Origin of the sequence: Syntrophomonas zehnderi OL-4, assembly GCF_000983115.1 — a bacterium.
Classification (GTDB): domain Bacteria; phylum Bacillota; class Syntrophomonadia; order Syntrophomonadales; family Syntrophomonadaceae; genus Syntrophomonas_B; species Syntrophomonas_B zehnderi.
Window position 1 is genome coordinate 207458 of sequence record NZ_CGIH01000004.1, and the last position, 17944, is coordinate 225401.

14 protein-coding genes are annotated in these 17944 nt (G+C 46.8%); all 14 read left to right on the forward strand.

Going from position 1 to position 17944, the window contains the following annotated elements:
* Positions 1 to 164: 164 nt before the first annotated feature.
* Positions 165 to 587 (forward strand): 50S ribosomal protein L13, encoded by a 423-nt coding sequence (gene rplM, locus AAV90_RS01600; protein WP_046496440.1) that lies wholly within the window; start codon positions 165 to 167, stop codon positions 585 to 587.
* Positions 588 to 597: 10 nt separating this feature from the next.
* Positions 598 to 990: a 30S ribosomal protein S9 gene (gene rpsI, locus AAV90_RS01605; RefSeq protein ID WP_046495035.1), complete on the forward strand. Its 393-nt coding sequence runs from the start codon at positions 598 to 600 to the stop codon at positions 988 to 990.
* A 135-nt stretch (positions 991 to 1125) separates the two neighbouring features.
* Positions 1126 to 1917 (forward strand): N-acetylmuramoyl-L-alanine amidase, encoded by a 792-nt coding sequence (locus tag AAV90_RS01610; RefSeq protein ID WP_076982588.1) that lies wholly within the window; start codon positions 1126 to 1128, stop codon positions 1915 to 1917.
* 304 nt (positions 1918 to 2221) lie between these two features.
* Positions 2222 to 3616, forward strand: coding sequence for an AmmeMemoRadiSam system protein A (gene amrA, locus AAV90_RS01615; RefSeq protein WP_052729528.1), 1395 nt, complete (start codon positions 2222 to 2224; stop codon positions 3614 to 3616).
* 101 nt (positions 3617 to 3717) lie between these two features.
* Positions 3718 to 4596, forward strand: a complete 879-nt coding sequence (amrS, locus tag AAV90_RS01620) for an AmmeMemoRadiSam system radical SAM enzyme (RefSeq protein WP_046495037.1) — start codon at positions 3718 to 3720, stop codon at positions 4594 to 4596.
* A gap of 348 nt (positions 4597 to 4944) precedes the next feature.
* A complete protein-coding gene (gene argC, locus AAV90_RS01625; protein ID WP_046495039.1) occupies positions 4945 to 5982 on the forward strand; it encodes an N-acetyl-gamma-glutamyl-phosphate reductase in 1038 nt (345 codons plus the stop codon).
* A gap of 101 nt (positions 5983 to 6083) precedes the next feature.
* Positions 6084 to 7289 carry a bifunctional glutamate N-acetyltransferase/amino-acid acetyltransferase ArgJ gene (argJ, locus tag AAV90_RS01630; RefSeq protein ID WP_046495041.1) on the forward strand — a complete coding sequence of 402 codons (1206 nt, stop codon included), beginning with the start codon at positions 6084 to 6086 and terminating at the stop codon, positions 7287 to 7289.
* A 930-nt stretch (positions 7290 to 8219) separates the two neighbouring features.
* Entirely contained in the window at positions 8220 to 9068 is an 849-nt protein-coding gene (gene argB / locus AAV90_RS01635) for an acetylglutamate kinase (protein WP_242847456.1), read from the forward strand.
* Positions 9069 to 9233: 165 nt separating this feature from the next.
* The gene (locus tag AAV90_RS01640; RefSeq protein WP_046495043.1) at positions 9234 to 10415 is read left to right on the forward strand and encodes an aspartate aminotransferase family protein; all 1182 of its coding nucleotides are present in this window, start codon (positions 9234 to 9236) and stop codon (positions 10413 to 10415) included.
* A gap of 57 nt (positions 10416 to 10472) precedes the next feature.
* Positions 10473 to 11414 carry an ornithine carbamoyltransferase gene (gene argF, locus AAV90_RS01645; protein ID WP_046495046.1) on the forward strand — a complete coding sequence of 314 codons (942 nt, stop codon included), beginning with the start codon at positions 10473 to 10475 and terminating at the stop codon, positions 11412 to 11414.
* A gap of 47 nt (positions 11415 to 11461) precedes the next feature.
* A complete protein-coding gene (locus AAV90_RS01650) occupies positions 11462 to 12670 on the forward strand; it encodes an argininosuccinate synthase (protein WP_046495048.1) in 1209 nt (402 codons plus the stop codon).
* Between the two features lie 308 nt (positions 12671 to 12978).
* Positions 12979 to 15096: a ribonucleoside triphosphate reductase gene (locus tag AAV90_RS01655; protein WP_242847457.1), complete on the forward strand. Its 2118-nt coding sequence runs from the start codon at positions 12979 to 12981 to the stop codon at positions 15094 to 15096.
* Between the two features lies 1 nt (position 15097).
* Complete coding sequence (locus AAV90_RS01660; RefSeq protein ID WP_046495052.1) at positions 15098 to 15814, forward strand: anaerobic ribonucleoside-triphosphate reductase activating protein; 717 nt, start codon at positions 15098 to 15100, stop codon at positions 15812 to 15814.
* Between the two features lie 102 nt (positions 15815 to 15916).
* On the forward strand, positions 15917 to 17686 hold the full coding sequence (gene recQ, locus AAV90_RS01665; protein WP_046495054.1) for a DNA helicase RecQ: 1770 nt from the start codon (positions 15917 to 15919) through the stop codon (positions 17684 to 17686).
* Positions 17687 to 17944 lie beyond the last annotated feature (258 nt).

Here is a 17944-nt window from a genome sequence, read left to right on the forward strand (position 1 = left end):
ATTTGCGGGGGGTTTCTTGACAAACCGTATTAAATTTGGATAATATTAAAAGGTAGTCTCTTCACTCCTGTTTGGCTCCAGCCCCGTTGACAAGCAGAGAGGCAGAGTCTTAAAGATATGCTCACTATCCGAGAGCTACAGGAGGGAAATTCGTGAAAACATATATGGCGAAACCTGCGGAAGTTGACCGCAAATGGTACGTGATAGATGCAGAAGGCCAGACACTCGGAAGATTAGCTTCAGAAGTTGCCTCCATCCTGAGAGGAAAACATAAGGCCACTTACACTCCTCATATAGATACCGGTGATCATGTTATCGTCATAAACGCTGAGAAGATAAGGCTGACCGGCAACAAACTTAATGATAAGATGTATCGCCGTTATTCCGGTTATCCGGGAGGATTAAAGGAAGTAAATTATGCTACTTTATTAGCCCGCAAGCCGGAGAAAGCTATCGAGCAGGCAGTAAAGGGAATGCTTCCCCACAATCGTCTGGGTCGGGCCATGTTTAAAAAACTTAAAGTATACAGAGGCGGGCAGCACCCCCATCAAGCCCAAAAACCAGAACTTCGTGAGTTGAGAGGTTAGGAGGATCGATATGGCTAGCGTACAATATTGGGGAACCGGAAGAAGAAAAACAGCTGTAGCCAGGGTTAGATTAGTTCCTGGAACAGGTAATATAACCATTAATAACAGATCATTTGAGGATTTCTTTCCAAATAAGACCAGCCGTTTGATTGTTCTGCAACCCATGGAGTTAACTGAAACAACCGGTAGATTTGATGTGCTCTGCCGGGTCAACGGCGGCGGTGTTACCGGACAGGCCGGAGCAATCAGATTAGGTATTGCCCGCGCGCTAATTAAGGCAAATCCGGAGTTAAGGCCGGTTTTGAAAAGAGGCGGTTTTCTTACCCGCGATCCACGTATGGTGGAAAGAAAGAAATACGGTCTGCACAAAGCCAGAAAAGCACCCCAGTACTCAAAACGTTAAGAAACTTTTTAAAACCCCCCGGATACAATTATTCGGGGGGTTTTCCTATCCAGCGGCAACTTTTTATTCTCCATAAATATATTCTTTTTCCCCCGCATATATAATAAATAGCAATTTTTGTGTGGGGGTTAAAGAATGATAAAATGCCCAACGGTATATATTAAAAAGAAACCAGCTGCCGTAATAACGGCTTGGGTTTTTTTTGTACTGCTGTCCTTACTGGCCATAAAGAGCGAGAATCGACCAGAGCAGCCGGTTGTGTCTTACCCAGTCGCCAATAAAATCATTGTGATAGATGCCGGCCATGGCGGCATGGATCCTGGCGCCATATCGGCAAGTAAACATGAGGAAAAAGATATTACCCTGGCGATCAGCAAAAAATTGGTGCAGCATTTGAGTCAGGGCGGGGCAACGGTTATTAACCTGCGTAACAGTGATGCGGATTTATGCAGTCCGGACTTCAAAGGGACAATAAGGGAGAGAAAAAGAAAGGATCTACAACTGCGGGTGGAGAAGGCCCAAGTTTCCCAGGCTGATTTATACGTCAGCATCCATACGAATGCAGATCTAAGTCCCCAATGGTCAGGAGCGCAGACCTTTTACAAAGCCGGCAATGAAAAGAGCCAAATAGTGGCCGAAAGTATCCAGGAGGAATTTAAAAGGTTACTAGGAAATACGAAACGCGAAGCCAAAACAGGCAGCTATTTCATCTTGGACAAAGCTACCATGCCCGCTGTAATATTGGAGGTAGGTTTTCTGTCAAATCCTCGGGAGGCCGCCTTACTGATTACTGATGAATATCAGGAAAAGGTAGCCTACGCTATCTTCTGTGGGATCGTTAAATCCCAGCTGGCCCAGGAACCTAAAAAAGACGACCGGACGACCGGCTCCCCTCAATCCGGGCCGCGCGTAAATAAAACCAGATAACGCAGATTTTATGGATTCACACAGATTTTTCCTTGAGGATATCAGCTGTTCCGATATGATATAAAGTAGGATGTCTCATCATCTAACCAAAATTGGGGGTAAATAATTTTGTTTTATAACTGGGAAGTCTCCCGGTCATACAACAAAATCCATTTCCTTTAATCGGCAGAATAGTTCTATAGGGCATTTTATTAGCAATTATGCAATTACTATAAAAAAGATAATCTACTATAAATCAAATCAGTGAATTCCGGGTTATCTGAGTCCATGAAATTTCCGGGGTATTATATTTGGAGGTGGAAATATGATCTGTTATGGAGCCTTGATGCCGCATGCTCCGGTTTTAATCAGTGAGATTGGAGGCCAGCGGGTTAATGATGTGCAGGCAACCGTCAAGGCGATGCAGGAGGTGGCCGCCCGGTTGGTAGCCAGCCAACCGGATTGCGTGTTGTTTCTGACACCGCATGGAAATGTTTTTTCCGATTGTATTACGTATTTGGTAGAAGATAATTTAGAAGGGGATTTAGGTGATTTTGGCCAGCCCCAGATTAGGACAAGCCGTGTCAATAATCCCGCCCTGCTGGATGCTATCGCCGAACTGGCCTTGGACAGTAATGTGGAGTTTGTAGCTATAAATGAAAATCTAGCCGAACGATTTAAGCTTATGACGAGTCTCGATCACGGTATAATGGTTCCGCTGTATTTTTTAGAACAAGCCGGTATAGGAGATGTGCCGATAGCGGCGATTAGTATTGGCTTGCTGAACAACCAGTCCTTATACGTTTTTGGCCAGATGATTCAGGAAGCCAGCAACCTGCTTAATCAGAAGGTAGCGATTGTAGCGTCGGGTGATATGTCGCACCGTTTGAAAGAGGATGGGCCCTATGGCTTTCATCCGGACGGAAGCCGTTTTGATCTGGCTATCAAAGAGGCACTGGGCAGCGGGGACGTATTATCCATCCTGGAAATACCGCCTGTCTTAAGGGAGAACGCGGGAGAGTGCGGATATCCTTCCCTGCTGATCCTCCTGGGGGCTATGGATAGATTTAAGATAGTAAGTGATTTAATAAGCTACGAAGGGCCGTTTGGGGTAGGATATATGACAGCCGGTATCGAACCTGGGGAGATAAAAGCCAGTATGCTGGGAATAATGAGGATTATTCAGAACGAAAAGATGAATGCTCGCCGTGCTGAAGAGTCACCTCTGGTAAGATGGGCCCGTTTGAATCTGGAAAGTGAGGTTACCCGTAACCCGCCTCCGCAGTTGGAGGAAGATATGCAGGGTCTGTTGGAGGAGCGGGCGGCAGTTTTCGTATCCCTGAAAAAACAGGGCCAGTTGCGCGGGTGTATCGGAACGTTTCTGCCCAGCTATGAAAATCTAGCAGAGGAAATAGCCCAAAATGCTCGAGCGGCCGGTTTGGAGGATCCCCGTTTTAATCCGGTGCAAGTACAGGAGTTAAAAGATATAGAATACTCGGTCGATGTATTAAGCCGACCCGAACCTTGCAGTGCGGCAGAACTTGATCCCCGAAAATACGGGGTAATAGTAACGAAAGGCTCCCGCCGGGGCCTGCTTCTGCCCGATCTGGAGGGGGTGGACACCGTAGAACAGCAGCTTCGGATCGCTTGCCAGAAGGCAGATATTTCATATCAGGAAGATTTTAAGATAGAGCGTTTTGAGGTTAAAAGATATACTTAGAAGAAAATAGACGCCAACAAAACAAAGCTTTTTCATCGTCTGTAATTCTTTTTCAGAAATTAAGACCGCTGATTTTTATAGTTTAGTTGGGGGTGCTGATTATGACAAGGCAGGTCGATTATTTTACTCCAGGGGATAAGGGTATCATGGTCTGTCGGGTTTGCCCTCATAACTGTCAATTAAAGACCGGTCAAACCGGGATTTGCCGGGTTAGGGCTAATCAGGAGGATAAACTGACAGCACTAAATTATGGACAGGTTTCATCGCTGGCCTTGGATCCAATTGAAAAGAAGCCGTTATATCATTTTTACCCGGGTACCATGATTTTATCGGTAGGCAGTTTCGGCTGTAATCTGGCCTGTTCTTTTTGCCAGAACTACAGTATTGCCCAACAGTCTCCGCCTACCCGTTATATATCTCCGGCTGAGCTGGCCGCACTGACTGCTAAATACTCTGACTATGGCTCGATAGGGCTGGCTTTTACTTATAATGAACCGCTTATGTGGCTGGAATATATTATGGATGTAGCTCCCCGGCTAAAGGAGCAGGGTTTTAAGGTGGTGCTGGTCAGCAATGGATTTATTGAGAAAAAACCGCTTAGGGATCTGCTGCCTTTTGTGGATGCGTGGAATGTCGATGTTAAAGCCTTTAATGAAAATTTCTATCGGCGTTTGTGCAAAGGACGGCTGGATTGTGTAAAACACACAGTGGAAGAAATTGTCGGTAAGGCACATCTGGAGATAACCACTCTGCTGATCCCGGAAGAAAACGAGACGGAAGAAGAAATTCGGGATTTAGCCCGCTGGTTGGCCAGCCTGGATCCCGATCTGGTACTGCATTTATCCCGCTACTACCCTGCTTATCGCATGACCTCTCCCCCCACTGGGCTTAAGACCTTAAGAAATGCCCGCCAGATTGCCCGCGAGTACTTGAATTATGTTTATCTGGGCAACGTAGCCCCGGAAGAAAATGAAATGTAAGGGCGGAGAAGAAAAATATCCTTCTCCGCCTTTATATGAAAGCCCCGGGATAAATCCCATAAGGCTGTTCAAGCATTTTAAGTTTGCAATTTATGATATGCCCAAAGCAACCGCAGGGTGACATATAAATTAATGCTGATAATGCTTAGCCTTATTTGCTTACCACCGGGATACGGTCGCTTCATACTGAAAAAAAGAGTAAGGAAATTGGATTATGCAAAACCCTCATTTAAGAGTATTGCATAATTTTTTAATTCTTAAACACATTATTGATTAAAAATAAAAACTTATTGCAAAATTATACACCTGTGTGTATAATTATAAAATCACTCCAAGGAGGAATTGCCTATGTATAAAATTGGAATAATCGGAGACGGATATACCGCCGCCGAATTGCTTAGGCTTCTGGCCGGTCATGATGAACTGCAAGCGGTCATGATTTCCTCAACCGAAAATATTGGTAAGAATATTGGAGATGTCTATCCACATTTAAGAGCATATTATAATCTGGTCTGCCAACCTACTGATTTGGAACAGATCAAGAAAAGTTGTGAAGCCGTATTCCTGGCTTTGCCGCATGGCTTATCCGTCCCCATGGTCAAAGATCTATTTGGGGCCGGTATAAAATGTGTAGATCTGGGAGCCGACTTTCGCTTGCAGGATGTAAACACCTATCAGAAGTATTATGAAACTCGCCACGAAGCCCCTGAAATGCTCGCGCAAGCCGTATATGGCCTGCCGGAATTAAACCGGGAAGCGATAAAAACTAGTCAGATTGTGGCTAATCCAGGCTGTTTTCCAACTTCGGCCATACTGCCGATAGCTCCGTTGCTTGAGGCCGGACTAATTGAGCACCAAGGGATTATAATCGATTCCAAAAGTGGAGTATCCGGGGCTGGCAAAGCCCTTAAGGCCAGCAGCCATTTTTGTGAAGTGAACGAAGGCTTCAAGGCTTATGGTCTGGGCACACATCGTCACGGGCCGGAGATTGCCCAGGAGCTGAGCCGGGCGGCTGGTGAGAAGGTGGAAATGATCTTTACCCCACATTTGGTTCCGATGAATCGAGGCATATTGACTACCTGTTACCTGCGCTTGAGGCCGGGCCAAAAGGCGGCTCAGGTTAGGGAGGTTCTCCTGGAAAAGTATCAAGCCGAATTATTTGTACAGGTACTGGAAGAAGGGGTAACTCCAAACACCAAGTGGGTGTATGGAACTAATTTTTTATATATCGGAATTTATGCCGATGATGATACCGGCAATGTAATTTTAGTATCGGCTTTGGATAATTTATGTAAAGGGGCTTCCGGGCAGGCCATTCAAAATATGAATCTTATGCTGGGTCTGGAAGAGTCTCAAGGACTGCGGGGATTAGGAATATACCCATAAGTTATTGGAAAATATTAACAATTGCTTAGATTCTAAACAATTGTTTGACAACTATTACAAACCTGCTATAAGGCGATTAGATGAGGAGGTTTATATAAATTATGATTGTATTGGAAGGTTCAGTCACTTCACCGCAAGGTTTTTTAGCCCAGGGAGTGGCTGCTGAAATAAAAAAAAACGATAAGAAAGATCTGGCCATTATATATTCTACGACTCCCTGCACGGCTGCCGGGGTATTTACCACTAATATAGTACGGGCCGCCTGCGTTGATCTAAATCGGAATTATCTGAAGGATGGCAAAGCCCAGGCGATTGTAGTAAACAGCGGCAATGCCAATGCCTGCACAGGTGAACAGGGTTGGGAAGATACGGTGGCTATGGCCGCAACCGCAGCAGACTGTTTAGAACTCCACCCCCATGATACGCTGGTGGCTTCTACCGGGGTGATAGGGGTTTATTTGCCGATGGAGCAAGTCAAGCAAGGCATCGTGGCCGCCGCCGGTACCCTTTCTGAACAAGGAGGCGCAAATGCCGCTGCAGCCATCCTGACGACCGATCTGATACCTAAGGAGGTCGCCGTTGAGGTTGATATTGCCGGATATCCGGTGCGGATTGGTGCTATCGCCAAGGGATCTGGCATGATTCATCCCAATATGGCTACTATGCTTTGCTTTATCACAACAGATGTTGGGATAACCAACAAATGTTTAGATCATATGCTTAGATCATCGGTGGGGCGGTCTTTTAATATGATCAGTGTGGATGGTGATACATCTACTAATGATATGGCCTTGATACTGGCTAACGGGCAGGCCGGCAACCCCCTCCTGGATGATCCGGACAGCGAAGCCGGGCAGGCTTTTCAAAAAGCCCTGGATTATGTAACTATTACTTTGGCAAAAATGATCGCCCGTGATGGCGAAGGTGCCAATCACCTGATTGAAGTACAGGTGGAAAAAGCTCCGGATGAGATTACAGCTCAAACCATAGCCAGAGCGATTACGGCCTCCAACCTCATTAAAGCAGCTGTTTTCGGCGAGGATGCCAATTGGGGAAGAATTTTGGCTGCGGCGGGATATTGCGGAGCTCAATTTGATCCTGGGCGGGTGGATATATACCTGGGTGAAGAAATGGTGGCCCAGGACGGAATGGGATTGGTGTTTGACGAGGATCTGGCCCGGCAGGAACTGCAAAAAGATACTGTAATTATCAGATTAGATCTCAAGTCCGGATCGTATTCGGCTACCGCCTGGGGATGCGATCTATCCTATGAATACGTCCGCATCAATGCCGCTTACCGGACTTGATTGGGGTAATAGACGAGGATTGCGCGGATTGAAGCGGTTTAAACGGACACAAATAACCCGAATTATAGATATACCCAGATATTATTAACCCCCTCGTAGCGGAGGCTTAGCCCCTGATATTAATAAACCACCTCGTAGCGGAGGCTTTAGCCTCCGCAGGAATATGGAGCTTTAGACCCAGATATTAATAAACTCCCACGTAGCGGAGGCTTTAGCCTCCGCAGGAATATGGAGGCTTAGCCCCTGATATTATTAAACCACCTCGTAGCGGAGGCTTTAGCCTCCGCAGGGAATATGGAGGCTTAGCCCCTGATATTAATAAACCACCTCGTAGCGGAGGCTTTAGCCTCCGCAGGGAATATGGAGGCTTAGCCCCTGATATTAATAAACCACCTCGTAGCGGAGGCTTTAGCCTCCGCAGGAATATGGAGGCTTAGCCCCAGATATTATTAAACTCCCTCGTAGCGGAGGCTTTAGCCTCCGCAGGAATATGGAGCTTTAGACCCAGATATTAATAAACCACCTCGTAGCGGAGGCTTTAGCCTCCGCAGGAATATGGAGGCTTAGCCCCAGATATTAATAAACTCCCACGTAGCGGAGGCTTTAGCCTCCGCAGGAATATGAAGGCTTAGCCCCAGATATTATTAAACTCCCTCGTAGCGGAGGCTTTAGCCTCCGCAGAAATAAGGGACGCGGTTTAAATAGGCACAGATAACACTGATAAACAGATTTACCCAGAACATTTTCATTAAAGTATTGGCCGGATTGGAAGTTTTTCTTTTATATAGACAGATTCCGCAGAATTAAAAGGATGCGGATAACGTGGATGACGCCGCAACCCAGGGCAGCTATTTTCAAAGGTGGTTGTGGTTTGAAAACAATTACATAGAATATTAGGCAACTGGGGGGATTAACTTGATTTGTTCAGCCATGGAAAAGGCGGAAGTATTGGTTGAGGCTCTGCCTTATATCAAGGATTTTTACGGCAAGCGGGTAGTAGTCAAATACGGCGGAGCAGCTATGAAAGACTGTGATCTTAAGCAGAAGGTCATGCAAGACATCGTCCTGATGAAGTATGTAGGTATGCATCCAATCGTGGTTCATGGGGGCGGGCCGGAGATAACCGGCATGTTGGGGCGCCTTAATATAAAGACCGAGTTTGTGGACGGCTTAAGGGTTACCGATCAGGCTACCATGGAAGTAGTGGAAATGGTTTTAGGGGGCAAAGTAAACAAGGAAATAGTCTCCGGCCTAAACGCATCCGGCGGGAAAGCCATTGGTATTTCCGGTAAGGATGGTGAATTAATTAAGGCCCGTCCGGTCGATCCTTCTGGACGGCTGGGGTTTGTCGGTGAAGTAGAGGCGATCAATCCGCAAATCATTGAAACTCTGATTGACAACGGCTACATACCGGTTATAGCCCCTATTGGGATAGACCCTGAACAAAATAGCTATAATATAAATGCCGATATGGTAGCAGCCGCTATTGCGGTGGCCATGAGGGCAGATAAGTTAGTCCTTTTAACCGATGTTCCGGGATTATTGGCGGATACAAATGACGCAGACTCGCTGATATCCGTTTTAAAGGTGAGTCAGGTACCATCCTATACCCAGGCAGGCATAATTGCCGGGGGTATGATCCCAAAGGTAAAATGCTGCGCAGAAGCGGTTACCGGCGGAGTCAGCCGTACCCATATAGTTGATGGCCGGGTCGCCCACTCCATATTGTTGGAGATCTTTACCGATGAAGGTATCGGCACCATGGTTGTTAACGAGTAACGATTTTAACAAACGGATGAGGTTACTTCGTCTCCCCGCGCCAGCAGGGTTTTGAGCATACAGTTTAGATAACGTATTGATTTATATTTATTAACCATAAATGGATTATTGTGTAGCTGTACTTAATTAGTGGCAGGATAGACCGAAAGGAAGATGAGTTTTAAAATGACGAATCAAGAAATTGTCAGCCGTGGGCAGGAAGTGGTCATGAATACGTATGGGCGTTTTCCGATTGCCTTGGTAAAAGGGAAGGGCTCTTATGTATGGGATGCAGACGGTAAGGAGTATCTGGATTTCGTTGGGGGGATTGCGGTATGCGCTCTGGGGCACAGCCCGGCTGAACTGCAAAAGATAATCAAGGAACAGGCCGACAATCTCTGGCACGTTTCCAACCTATACTGGATTGAACCCCAGGTTAAGCTGGCCGAAAAGCTGACCGGTCTTTCCGGACTCAGTCAAGCCTTTTTTTGCAACAGCGGGGCGGAAGCAAACGAAGCCGCAATAAAATTGGTGCGCAAATACTACTACCGCCAAAAAGAAAACCGCTCCAAGATTATTGTATTTAACAACTCTTTTCATGGGCGTACCCTGGCAACTCTCACGGCTACCGGGCAGAGCAAATATCAGGAAGGTTTTGCACCCCTGCCGGAAGGCTTTGTATATGCTGATTTTAATGACCTTATGTCAGTGGAGAAACTAATCGATGAAGATACTGCCGCCATTATGATAGAACCGATACAGGGTGAAGGCGGAGTCCTGCCAGCTGATCCCGCCTTTCTTGCGGGATTGCGGCATATATGCAACCGGGAAGGGATATTTCTGGTATTCGATGAAGTACAATGCGGGGTGGGCAGAACCGGTAACTTTATGGCCTTCCAGACTTATGGAATAAGTCCGGATATCGTTACCATGGCCAAAGGTCTGGGGGGGGGATTTCCCATCGGAGCAATGCTGGTCAATGACAAAGCAGCCAGCGGCTTTGCGCCGGGTGATCATGCTTCCACCTTTGGAGGCAACCCCCTGGCGACGGCGGTAGCCAGTCAGCTGGTGGACATAGTATCCGCGCCCGGTTTCCTGGAAAATGTCAATCAAATGGGAGGATATCTAAAACAATCCCTCGAACAAATCAAAGATGAAAGAATAGTTGCGGTCAGGAGCAAAGGCTTAATGGCAGGCCTGGAGTTTCATAAACCTGTAAACGATCTGGTACGGATTTGTATGCAAAACGGGCTGCTGCTAGTAGGGGCCGGGCCACAGGTATTAAGATTCGTACCGGCGTTAAACGTTAACGAGACAGAAATTAATCAGATGGTGGGCTTATTAAAAAAATCGTTAAAAGAGTGGTAAATCCCCCTTGCTCAATAGAACCGGGTGGTCATAAAAATTTAATAAAAGAGGAGTGTTATGGTGGAGGTTAATCAATCATTAAAGGGACGGGATTTTATAAGCATACATGATTTTACGGCAGCCGAAATTGATCTGATGCTTAAAACGGGTTTGCAGTTAAAAAAAGCCCAGCAGCAAGGAATTCCTCATCCAATTCTCAAGGGCAAGACATTGGGAATGATCTTTCAAAAAAGCTCCACCCGAACCAGGGTAGCTTTTGAGGTGGGAATGTACCAATTAGGCGGGCACGCACTTTTCTTAAGTCCGCGGGATATTCAGTTAGGGCGAGGCGAGACTATCCAAGATACCGCCCTGGTATTGGAACGGATGCTGGATGGAATCATGATTCGCACCTTTTCCCACGATGAGGTGCTAGAACTGGCTCATTTTGCATCTATTCCCATTATCAATGGATTGACCGATTTACTGCATCCCACCCAGGTTATCGGTGATATGATGACTATCATCGAGCACAAGGGCAGCCTTAAGGGGATTAAACTTGCCTATGTAGGAGATGGGAACAATGTCGCCCACAGTCTGCTTTTTGGTGGTGCCAAAACCGGTATGGATGTGGTTGTTGCGAGTCCTTTAGGCTATGAACCGGATGCTAACATATTGCGTAAAGCCCAGGCGGATGCCCAGGCAACCGGGGCCAAGCTGCGGGTTGTGGAAGATCCGGTAGAAGCGGTCAGCCAGGCCGATGTAGTATACACTGATGTCTGGGCCAGTATGGGGCAGGAAAATGAGGCAGATCAAAAGGAGCAAAACTTTCTAAAATACCAGGTTAATCAAGAACTCATGAGCCATGCACATAAAGAGGCCATTGTAATGCACTGCCTGCCGGCTAAGCGCGGCAAGGAAATAAGTGATGCAGTAATGGATGGACCGCAGTCGGTCGTATTTGATGAAGCCGAAAACCGGCTGCATGCCCACAAAGCTATCATGGCATTGGTGATGTAGTAGATTAAAAAGCGCCTGTGGGGGCTAATTAAGGAGAAAATTAGCAAATGGATAAAGTAATACTTGCGTATTCAGGGGGACTTGATACTTCGATCATTATCCCTTGGCTGAAAGAGAACTATGATTATGAAGTGATTGCCTTTTGCGCTGATGTGGGGCAGGGGGATGAACTGGAGCCGGTGCGGGAGAAAGCGCTAAAATCAGGAGCCTCCAAGATATATATCGAGGATTTGACCGAAGAATTTATTACCGATTATATATTTAAAGTATTAAAAGCCGGGGCCGTTTATGAGAAAAAATATCTCCTGGGTACTTCGTTTGCCCGTCCGCTCATGGCTAAAAAAATGGTCGAGATTGCTGAAAAAGAGGGAGCAGTGGCCATTTGCCACGGAGCTACCGGCAAAGGCAATGACCAGGTGCGCTTTGAGTTAGGGGTCAAAGCCTTTAATCCTTATTTAAAAATCATCGCCCCCTGGCGGGAATGGGATATCAAATCCCGGGAAGATGCCATTGATTATGCCCGTGCTCATGGTATTGAAGTGCCGGTCAGCAAAGAGAAGATCTACAGCCGGGATCGCAACATCTGGCACATATCCCATGAAGGCGGGGATTTGGAAGATCCGGCCCATGAGGCTCAAAACAATCTGTATGTCTTAACCGTTCCCCCGGAGGAAGCCCCGGATAAGCCCTGTTATGTAGAAATAGGCTTTGAGCAAGGGATTCCCGTGGCCATAAACAGCCAAAAAATGGGGCCTATACAGCTGCTTACCGAGCTTAACCGCTTGGGTGGAGCCAACGGGGTAGGGATCACTTCACTGGTGGAAAATCGCCTGGTGGGGATGAAATCCCGCGGTGTTTACGAAACACCTGGAGGCACTATCCTGTATGCTGCCCACGAAGAACTGGAACGTTTGACCTTGGATCGCCGAACCCTGCAGTTTAAAGAGCAAATGGCGCTCAAATATGCTGAGTTGGTTTATGATGGCAACTGGTTTACCAAGCTGCGCGAAGCTATGGATGCCTTTGTGGATGAGACCCAAAAAACCGTTACCGGCAAAGTGCGGGTAAAGCTGTATAAAGGCAGCTGCGAGGCCGTAGCTTCTGAATCACCTTATTCGTTATACCTGGAGGATCTGGCTACCTTTGGCGGAGATGATATTTACAGCCACAAAGATGCCGAAGGCTTTATCAACCTCTTTGGAATCCCCCTTAAGGTGCAGGCCATGTTAAACAGGAAAATAGGCGCAGACAAGTAGGCATTAGGTCATGTAGAAGCGTAATGCCGTAACAGGAGATAAGCAGCAAAATAAATGAGCAAAATAGAGCAGAGGGGATAACAATCCTTACTCTGCTCTACTTGTGTGCGATTTTAAACGAATACAAACGAATTTTAATAAAATATAAACAAAATTGCATATTATTGTACTTAATTTTCTGAAGGGGAATAAAATAGGTACTTGCGTCTGTCCCGCGCAAGGAGGATAATGAAAATACATCATATAGTGGTTCTAGTTTTTAGATGCCATATATGTTGTGGTATGAAGCTTTATTAAGGAGGATGCTTGTGGATATCAGCAGGATTAAAAAAAGGGATGGCCGGATCGTCGATTTTGAAAAAGAGAAGATTGCTCAGGCCATTTACAAGGCAGCCAAGGCGGTAGGCGGCAAGGATTATCAGACCGCCCAGGAATTAGCCGATAAAGTAGTTGAAATTGCCCAATATGTAGATGATGATGAGATAGCTACCGTGGAAAGCATACAGGATCTGGTCGAGAAGGTATTGGTTAAAAACGGCCACTATAAGACGGCCAAAGCCTATATACTCTACCGCAAGCAGCATGAGGATCTGCGCCAGGTCGATCAGCTTCTTTTTAACAACCAAATAATTACCAACTATCTGGAACGCAACGATTGGAGAATCAAAGAAAATTCAAATATGACCTACTCCTTGCAGGGGATGAATTTCCATTTATCATCCGTAATAGTATCCCAGTATTGGCTGGATCAGATTTATACCCCGCAAATGAAAGCCATGCAGAGCAGCGGAGATTTTCACATTCACGATCTGGGGATATTAGGTGTTTATTGTGTGGGCTGGGATATACGGGATCTTCTCTTAGAAGGTTTTAAAGGCGTGCGCGGCAAAGTCGCCAGCGGCCCGGCTAAACATTTTCGTTCTATCCTGGGACAGATCGTTAACTTTTTCTTCACCCTCCAGGGTGAAGCAGCCGGTGCGCAGGCATTTTCCAATTTTGATACCCTCCTGGCCCCCTTTATTCGTTATGATAATTTAGATTATAAACAGGTCAAACAGGGGCTGCAGGAATTCGTATTCAACATGAACGTCCCCACTAGGGTTGGGTTCCAAACACCTTTTACAAATGTAACTTTGGATCTTAAGGTACCGGAGTTTATGAAGGATGAGCCGGTAATAATCGGTGGTAAATATATGGATGCGACTTACGGGGAGTTTCAGGCGGAAATGGATATCTTCAATCAGGCCTTTGCTGAGGTCATGATGGAGGGGGACTGCGAGGAGCGGGTCTTTACCTTCCCGATCCCCACCTATAATATTACGAAAGATTTTGATTGGGACAATCCCAACTACGATAAAATTTGGGAAATAACCGCCAAATATGGCATCCCAAACTTCTCCAACTTTATCAATTCCGATATGAGTCCGGAAGATGCCCGCAGCATGTGTTGCCGGCTGCGCCTGGATAACCGGGAATTAAGAAAACGCGGCGGCGGCTTGTTTGGAGCCAATCCCCTGACCGGCTCTATCGGCGTAGTCACCATCAATATGAGCCGTCTGGGATATCTGTCCTCAAGCAAGCAAGAATATTTTGAGCGTTTGGCTGAAGTCATGGATGTAGCCCGCGATAGCCTGGAAATAAAACGCAAGGTATTGGAGAATCTAACGGAATCAGGGCTTTATCCCTACTCGCAATTCTATCTGCGCAATGTAAAAGCTGGATTTGGCCAGTATTGGAAGAATCATTTCTCCACCATCGGCATGGTAGGAATGAATGAGTCCTGCCTGAACTTTTTGGGACAGGATCTGGCCAGTCCTGCGGGGATAGCTTTCACCAAGGAAGTAATGGATTTTATGCGGGAGAGACTCAGTCAATACCAGGAGGAAAGCGGCAACATCTATAATCTGGAGGCCACTCCGGCTGAGGGCGTTTCTTATGGGATTGCCCGCAAGGACAAGGAGACCTATCCCCAGATCATCGTTGCCAATGAAGCTGATTATAAAAAAGGAGCCGAGCCTTATTACACGAATTCCACCCAGTTGCCGGTAAACTACACCGATGATCTTTTTGAGGCCTTGCTGATCCAGGATGAACTGCAGACCCGCTATACGGGAGGAACGACCTTCCATATATTCCTGGGTGAATCCATATCCTCTATAACATCCGTTAAAAAACTGGTGTTTAAGGTGTGTGAGCAGTTTAAACTACCGTATTTCACGGTTACTCCGACCTTTAGTATCTGTCCCAGCCATGGCTATATAAGCGGACAACATCATAGCTGTCCCATTTGTGAAGCCGAAGGCAAACAGACGGTCTGCGAAGTCTATTCACGGGTGGTAGGGTATCTTCGCCCCATTGACCAATGGAATGCCGGCAAACAGGAAGAGTTCAAAGAAAGAAGTGTATTTGACAAGGCGATAAATTAATATGAATTTTGGCGGAATAATAAAACAAAGTCTGGTTGATTACCCGGGTGAAATAGCGGCCGTTCTTTTCACCCGGGGCTGCAATATGCGCTGCCCTTTTTGTCATAATCCCCAACTGCTGATAAAAACCAAAAATGATGGTGCGGCTCTGACTGGATTAGAAGAAGTCCTGCGTTTTTTAAAGGAACGCCAGGGCTTTCTTGATGCTGTGGTTATCAGCGGAGGCGAGCCAACCCTTAATGAGGAACTGCCCGAGGCCATAAAAAGGATTAAATCCCTGGGTTATCTGGTCAAACTCGATACCAACGGCACCAATGCTGTAATGGTGGAAAGATTACTGCGGGAGGGTCTTTTGGATTATGTAGCCATGGATATCAAGGCTCCGGTGGAATTCAAGAGCTACCTTAGGGCCTGCGGACGTTTGTCCAGCCATGATTTTTTCCAAATCAGAAACTCCATCCATCTGCTTAATAATCTAAGCGATATTAAAGTGGAATTTCGTTCTACCTTAATACCGCTCCTGCATACACCCGGAGATGTTGAAGAAATGGCCCGCTATATCAAGGGTGCTGATAGATATACTCTGCAGCAGTTTAACCCTCGGGTAACCCTGGATCCCAGTTACGGAGAGATCGTACCTTTCAGCAAAGGGGAAATGGAGGATATGGCTGAATTATGTCGAGCCTATGTCCATGAAGTTCGGGTGGTAAATATTTAGCAAGAACCCGCCTTGTAAACGGTTGCCAAGGCTTAATATGGCTAAAATCCTAAGACACTGGCGGGCTGCGGGCCAGACGACCGTTTTTAAGGGAGAAGTACCATGAATTATGATATACAGTCAGCTTTAAAAAGATATTTTGGTTATAACAGCTTTAAAACCGGGCAGTCAGATATTATAGATAGCATTCTGGCCGGGCAGGACACCTTAGGCATCATGCCTACCGGGGGAGGCAAGTCAATCTGTTATCAGTTGCCAGCCTTACTGCAGCCGGGATTAAGCCTGGTTATTTCACCCCTGATCGCCTTAATGAAAGATCAAGTGGACGCCTTAAATGAGCTGGGCATTACTGCGGCCTGCCTCAACAGCAGTATGGAGGCCGGGGAAGTCCGGCGTTGTCTGGTTGAAGCCAGTCAGGGCCATTACAAGATTTTATATGTGGCTCCTGAACGGCTGGCCTCAGAGGTTTTTACCAATCTGCTTAGAAACCTGCCGGTTTCCTTGATAGCGATAGATGAAGCCCATTGCGTTTCCCAGTGGGGACATGATTTCCGTCCCTCCTATCTGCAAATTGCCCCCTGGATAGCGGATCTGCCATCACGTCCAACCGTGGCGGCATTTACAGCCACGGCTACCCAGCAGGTGCGGGACGATATCATCAAACTTCTTAAGCTGTCCAACCCGGATATCTACGTAACCGGTTTTAAAAGGGAAAACCTGCATCTGTCGGCGGCCAAAGGTGTCGACAAGACCAAATTCATCACCCGCTATATAGACACCCATCCCGAGCAGGCCGGTATTATTTATGCGGCAACCCGCAAAGAGGTGGATGCCCTGTATGAACACCTGCATTCCAAGGGCTACTCGGTGGGTCGATATCATGCCGGAATGAACCATGAAGAAAGACAGCAGAACCAGGAAGATTTCCTCTTTGATGAGACAAGGATTATTGTGGCTACCAATGCCTTTGGTCTGGGTATTGACAAATCCAACGTCCGTTATGTAATCCATCACAATATGCCCCGCCATCTGGAAGCCTATTACCAGGAAGCCGGACGGGCCGGGCGGGATGGCGAACAGGCAGATTGTATTCTTCTTTATGCGCCGGGGGATGTCCAGATCCAAAAGTACCTTATCGAGAACAGCGATTTAGACGAAGCCAGAAAAAGCGGAGAGTATAAAAAGCTGCAGAGTATGATCGATTACTGTCATAGCAGCCGCTGTCTGCAGCAGTATATCTTAAATTACTTTGGAGAAGAAGATGCGGCCAATCACTGCGGCAACTGTGCTAATTGCGGACAGGAATACGAGGTGCGCGATATTACGATCGAAGCTCAAAAGATCTTCTCCTGTATGCTGCGTATGCAGGAACAGTATGGGATGAATCTGGTTGCCGGTGTGCTGAAGGGTTCAAAAAACAAACGGATTTTAAATCTGGGCTTTGACCGGCTTTCTACCTATGGCATTATGAGCGAAATGAACATCCCGGCGATCGTTGATCTCATGCATCTGCTCGAAGCGGAGGAATACATATATAATACCGGCGGACAGTATCCGGTTATACGCTTGCTGCCTAAAGCTAACCCGGTGCTGCGCGGTAAGGAAAGGGTTCTGGTAAAGATGCCCCGGGTGCCCGAAACGGCTGCACCGCAGAGCGATTTATTTGACCTGCTCAGGATTCGCCGCAAAGAAATAGCTGGCCGGGAAGGGGTGCCTCCATATGTTATATTCCATGACAGTACCTTAAAGGAAATGAGCTGCCGGGTTCCCCGCGATCAGGAAGAGATGCTGGACATCCCTGGAGTGGGCGAAAACAAATTAAAAAAGTACGGCCAGCAGTTCCTGGAGGTTATTCAAGGCTATATCAAGTGAGTTTAATAGACGCGGATAACGCGGATTTCCGCGGATTCACGCGGTTCTAATAGACACAGATAGCACAGATCAGACAGATTTACACAGCAACCTTAATTATGAACGAAGTTCATATCAGTAGTCCCCGCAGGGGGCAGCCTTAATAGTGACCGTTAGGGAGCATCAGTAGTCCCCGCAGGGGGCAGCCTTAATAGTGACCGTTAGGGAGCATCAGTAGTCCCCGCAGGGGGATTATCTTTAATTAATTAAACGTTATCA

Bases quoted from the DNA above. Each gene is read 5' to 3' on its own strand.
- rplM (WP_046496440.1), top strand. From the start codon at position 165: ATGGCGAAACCTGCGGAAGTTGACCGCAAATGGTACGTGATAGATGCA.
- rpsI (WP_046495035.1), top strand. From the start codon at position 598: ATGGCTAGCGTACAATATTGGGGAACCGGAAGAAGAAAAACAGCTGTA.
- AAV90_RS01610 (WP_076982588.1), top strand. From the start codon at position 1,126: ATGATAAAATGCCCAACGGTATATATTAAAAAGAAACCAGCTGCCGTA.
- amrA (WP_052729528.1), top strand. From the start codon at position 2,222: ATGATCTGTTATGGAGCCTTGATGCCGCATGCTCCGGTTTTAATCAGT.
- amrS (WP_046495037.1), top strand. From the start codon at position 3,718: ATGACAAGGCAGGTCGATTATTTTACTCCAGGGGATAAGGGTATCATG.
- argC (WP_046495039.1), top strand. From the start codon at position 4,945: ATGTATAAAATTGGAATAATCGGAGACGGATATACCGCCGCCGAATTG.
- argJ (WP_046495041.1), top strand. From the start codon at position 6,084: ATGATTGTATTGGAAGGTTCAGTCACTTCACCGCAAGGTTTTTTAGCC.
- argB (WP_242847456.1), top strand. From the start codon at position 8,220: ATGGAAAAGGCGGAAGTATTGGTTGAGGCTCTGCCTTATATCAAGGAT.
- AAV90_RS01640 (WP_046495043.1), top strand. From the start codon at position 9,234: ATGACGAATCAAGAAATTGTCAGCCGTGGGCAGGAAGTGGTCATGAAT.
- argF (WP_046495046.1), top strand. From the start codon at position 10,473: ATGGTGGAGGTTAATCAATCATTAAAGGGACGGGATTTTATAAGCATA.
- AAV90_RS01650 (WP_046495048.1), top strand. From the start codon at position 11,462: ATGGATAAAGTAATACTTGCGTATTCAGGGGGACTTGATACTTCGATC.
- AAV90_RS01660 (WP_046495052.1), top strand. From the start codon at position 15,098: ATGAATTTTGGCGGAATAATAAAACAAAGTCTGGTTGATTACCCGGGT.
- recQ (WP_046495054.1), top strand. From the start codon at position 15,917: ATGAATTATGATATACAGTCAGCTTTAAAAAGATATTTTGGTTATAAC.